Origin of the sequence: Frankia gtarii, from assembly GCF_025403375.1 — a bacterium.
Lineage (GTDB): Bacteria > Actinomycetota > Actinomycetes > Frankiales > Frankiaceae > Frankia > Frankia gtarii.
Window position 1 is genome coordinate 1 of the sequence record NZ_JAMPTM010000420.1, and the last position, 3,987, is coordinate 3,987.

Sequence of the window (3,987 nt, forward strand, 5' to 3'; positions counted from 1 at the left end):
GGTCGGAGGCAGAGCTGGGAGCAGGGTCGCGGCCGGGGCTGGGGCCGGGCGTGGTCATGAACCAACGGTAGGCTCGCCACTCGCAAATGTCGAACGTATGTTCGTATCCGTGAGCGATGTGGGGAAGCGGCCCGCCGCATGCCACCGGCCCGTCCATATCCCCGAGGCCGTGACGTCCCCGAGGCCGTGACGTCCCGAGGTTGTGACGTCCCGCGGACGTGACATCTCGCGGACGTGACATCTCGCGGACGTGACATCTCGCGGACGTGACATCTCGCGGACGTGACATCCCCGAGGCTGCGACTGCCGGCGAAGAGCAGGGCCGGGCGGCGAGGAATCGGCCGGAGGTCGCGGGGTGGAGGCGCGGGGTGGAGCGATGGCCGAGGATGGGGCCGCGCTCAGCGGCGAAGCATTCGATCCGTGGTGTGTGGGGTTCCGCGCAATCGTCGGTAATTTGGGTGCAGATTTCCGACATCCGGCGGATACCAATCGGAGTTGGATGGGTGACAGCGCACACCATCCAGGCTCCGACCAAAAGGAACGTCCTTGTCAAGAAGAGATTTACCCCATGGTGGGGTGCCGTCCACGGTCGAAGTCCCGTAACGTCGTGATCACAGCATCGTTAATGAGTGATTCCAGGAAGGCCCCGAAACCGGTCCCGGTGAAATGCCCGGGGATTTCGGGGGTGTTCCGGCGCCAGCCCCTGTCGTTTTTACAGCCGGGGCCGCGCGTGGCGATCGCTCGCGAAGCCACCGATGCTGACATGTGTCGCGGCTCGGTGAAGGCAGGTCGGGTCGCGGCGTCCCTCGCCGTAAAGGACGTGACCATGACAGTGATGGCCAGATGGCGGACCCGCCGCCGACGGATCGCGACGACAACGGTGGCCGGCCTGCTGGCCGTGACCGCCGCCGGGGTGGCCCAGATCGCGACCGGTTCGGCCGCCCACGCCGCCAGCCCCTCGGCCGCCAGTCCCACGGTGACCGGGCCCATCACCGGTGGCAAGGGCGTCCCCGTGGTGGGCGCCACCGCCTTCGACTTAGCCAAGGTCGGGTACCGGCAGTCCGAGTACTTCCTCGCCGGCTCCGCGACCGCCTACCAGGCGTCGGGGACGCTGGGGTCGGACGGCAAGTGGACCGCGGCCCCCGCCGCCACGGCGCCCTACACGACACGGATCGTGGTCAACCGTCCCGTCGACGCGAAGAAGTTCAACGGCACCGTCGTCGTCGAATGGCTCAACGTCTCCGCCGGCTACGACGGCGCCCCGGACTGGACCGCCGCCCACAACCAGCTCATCCGGGACGGCTACGCCTGGGTCGGGGTGTCCGCGCAGGCCGTCGGGCTCAACGCGACGAAGAACGCCGACCCGGACCGCTACCAGGCGCTGTCCCACCCCGGTGACAGCTACTCGTACGACATCTTCTCCCAGACCGGCCAGGCGGTGCGGAAGTCGGCCGGCACGGTCCTCGGCGGGCTGAAGCCGAAGAAGGTGCTCGGCGACGGGGAGTCGCAGTCGGCCTTCCGGCTGACGACCTACGTCAACGCCATCCACCCGCTCGTCAACGTCTACGACGGGTACCTGCTGCACAGCCGCGCCGGCACCGCGAGCGCGCTGTCCCAGGCCCCGGAACGCCCCGACATCGCGGCGCCGGCCGTCGTCCGGATCCGACCGGACCTCGCCGTCCCGGTCCTGACCTTCCAGACCGAGACGGACCTGCCGGCCGGCCTGCTCGGCTACGTCGACGCCCGCCAGGACGACACCAACCGCTTCCGCCTGTGGGAGGTCGCGGGGACCGCCCACGCCGACGCCTACACCATCGGCATCGGGGCCACGGACATCGGCGACGGGCAGGGCAGCGTCGCCGCGTTCAACGCGCTGCGCAACCCGCCGACCGGGGCCGCCGGGTTCAGCTGCGCCAAGCCGATCAACGCCGGCGAGCAGCAGTACGTCCTGCAGACCGCGTTCTCGCAGCTCAACCGGTGGGTCACCGGCGGGCAGGCGCCGTCGAAGGCGCCACGGCTACAGATCGCGAACAACGCCTACATCCTCGACGCCAACGGCAACGTGAAGGGCGGCATCCGCACCCCCGCGGTCGACGTCCCGGTGGCGAAGCTGTCCGGGCTCGGCCAGGACACCGGTTCCTCTCCGTTCTGCGCCCTGTTCGGCACCACAGTCCCGTTCACCCCGGCGCAGCTGCACGCCCTCTACCCGTCCCACGACACCTTCGTCGCCGCGTGGATGAAGGCCACGGCCAGCGCCGTGGAGGCCGGCTTCATTCTGCCGGCGGACGCGAAGCCGCTCGTGGCGGCGGCGGCGTCGTCCACCGTGCCCGAGTGACGGTCGTTCCCGCGTGACGGTCGCCGACTGCACCTGACCGCCGCAGACTGCCGACCGCCCATCTCCCGGCGCCAGTGGGGATGGGCGGTCGGCGCGGGCGACCCGATCCCGCCGGACGGAAGCCGGCTGGCAGTCAACTGCCGCCGGCAGGGTCCCGGCCACGCCAGGTGAAGGACTGCGCCGCATCCGAGGCGCGGCGCAGGTCGTCGCCGCTGATCACCATCTCGGCGGCGTCCCCGGCGAGGGCGGCGGCGCAGTGGAGGTCCCCACGGGCGGGTATGGGTTCCACCCGCAGTACCGCATATGCACGCCCGAGCCAGGACCCGGACCGGGTGACTGTCGCCGAGGGTGGTCCGGGCATGGCTGGGCTGGTGATGTCGAGGGTCACCTCCGGCTGGGGGGGCCCACTGCTTGTCTCCTGCCGCATCCATCGGGACAGCTCCAGCAACGCGTCGCCCTCTGGCCGAGTGTGCTCCGAGGTCGTGGTGAACAGCAGGTCCGCTCCCACCGCGGTCAGGTGAATGTCGACGCCGTCGTGGTCGGCGAGTACCCCGTCGACCACGACCGCGAGCCGTGCGGTCTCCAGAAGAACCGCGTAGCAGTCGACGCCGATCGGGACCGGCACCGCTGGCAGCTTGCCCGGTGGCTCGCTCATCGCCGACCCTCTCCATCGGCTTTGCCGGTTCCCCGAATTCGGCGAGCCGCCCGAGCCGCAGCGCGCAACGCCGAACCGTCGAGGACGGTCCGGCCGGTCTGCCCGGCGGCGCGAACGGTGCAGAGGACATCGCCGGAGCGCGGAATTGGCGCGGCCCAGACCCAACCGTGCGATCTTCGCCGGTCTGTGGTGTAGATGCCATTGAAGGGCGACAGTTCGAGGGCGAGATCCGGATCTGTTGGCTGAAGCGCGCATTGCACCAGGACGGCCGCCGGGCCGCGGGTGGACCAGACCGGAGCACCCAGCGTGGCGTCTTCCCGCCCCGCTCGCGCTGCGGCCTCCTCGTCGGCGCTCAGGAATCGGGTGATCGCCGGGCCGACCGCGAAGAACCCGGCCGTGAACCCGGCGGCCTGCGCCTGCACCCCATGCAGCACGATCACAAGATCCGGTATTTCGATCAGTCGTTCATAGACGTGGATGCCACCGGGAATGACCTGGGGGTCGGGGAACGCCGGAGCCCGGCGGGCGCCTGTTTGCGCTTTGTCGGTCAACGGCAGTAGATGCTGACGGGGTTCGAGTAGTCCGTGGCCGAGGAGCTTCCAGAATCACCGGAACCAAAGCCTGCGACCTCGGTGCGCCACTGCTGCGGGCTGCTTGACCCGATGCACAGCCGGCTCGCCTCGGCGCTGATCACTCCGACACCGCCACGTGCGGTGCCGACCAGGCCCACTCGTTCCCAGACATTGCTGGAATCGTTCCAGTGCTTGACATAGACGGTGATGCCCTGGGCCGCGATCGGACCGGAGCACTTCTGTTCGCCGTAGCCGTAGATCGTTCCACCGGCATAGGTCGGATCGCTGGGGTAGATGGTGCAGGTCCATTCGATCGCCTGGGTGGATGCGCCTGATGCGGTTGCGCCTGATGCGGTTGCGCCTGCGACCGGACCTCCCGCCCGGTAGGAGTGGGTACCGGCAGCCCGCAGATCGAAGCCGACGGG

At 69.7% G+C, this 3,987-nt stretch carries 4 protein-coding genes; 1 reads left to right on the plus strand and 3 read right to left on the minus strand.

The window, feature by feature from the left end; all coding sequences use genetic code 11:
• Window positions 1–826: 826 nt before the first annotated feature.
• On the plus strand, window positions 827–2,335 hold the full coding sequence (locus NBZ83_RS30690; protein ID WP_261569753.1) for an alpha/beta hydrolase domain-containing protein: 1,509 nt from the start codon (window positions 827–829) through the stop codon (window positions 2,333–2,335).
• A 133-nt stretch (window positions 2,336–2,468) separates the two neighbouring features.
• On the opposite strand, the gene NBZ83_RS30695 is transcribed toward NBZ83_RS30690, so the two are convergent.
• From NBZ83_RS30695 to NBZ83_RS30705, 3 genes are all read right to left on the minus strand, one after another.
• Window positions 2,469–2,990 carry a hypothetical protein gene (locus NBZ83_RS30695; RefSeq protein WP_261576366.1) on the minus strand — a complete coding sequence of 174 codons (522 nt, stop codon included), beginning with the start codon at window positions 2,988–2,990 and terminating at the stop codon, window positions 2,469–2,471.
• Entirely contained in the window at window positions 2,987–3,541 is a 555-nt protein-coding gene (locus tag NBZ83_RS30700; RefSeq protein ID WP_261569749.1) for a hypothetical protein, read from the minus strand. The genes NBZ83_RS30695 and NBZ83_RS30700 overlap by 4 nt, the downstream gene beginning before the upstream one ends.
• Window positions 3,538–3,987: hypothetical protein (locus tag NBZ83_RS30705; protein ID WP_261576367.1), on the minus strand; the 450-nt coding region annotated here is incomplete at its 5' end. The genes NBZ83_RS30700 and NBZ83_RS30705, both read right to left, overlap by 4 nt.

Excerpts from the sequence above, each read along its gene's own strand:
- NBZ83_RS30690 (WP_261569753.1), top strand. The coding sequence starts at position 827 with ATGACAGTGATGGCCAGATGGCGGACCCGCCGCCGACGGATCGCGACG.
- NBZ83_RS30695 (WP_261576366.1), bottom strand. The coding sequence starts at position 2,990 with ATGAGCGAGCCACCGGGCAAGCTGCCAGCGGTGCCGGTCCCGATCGGC.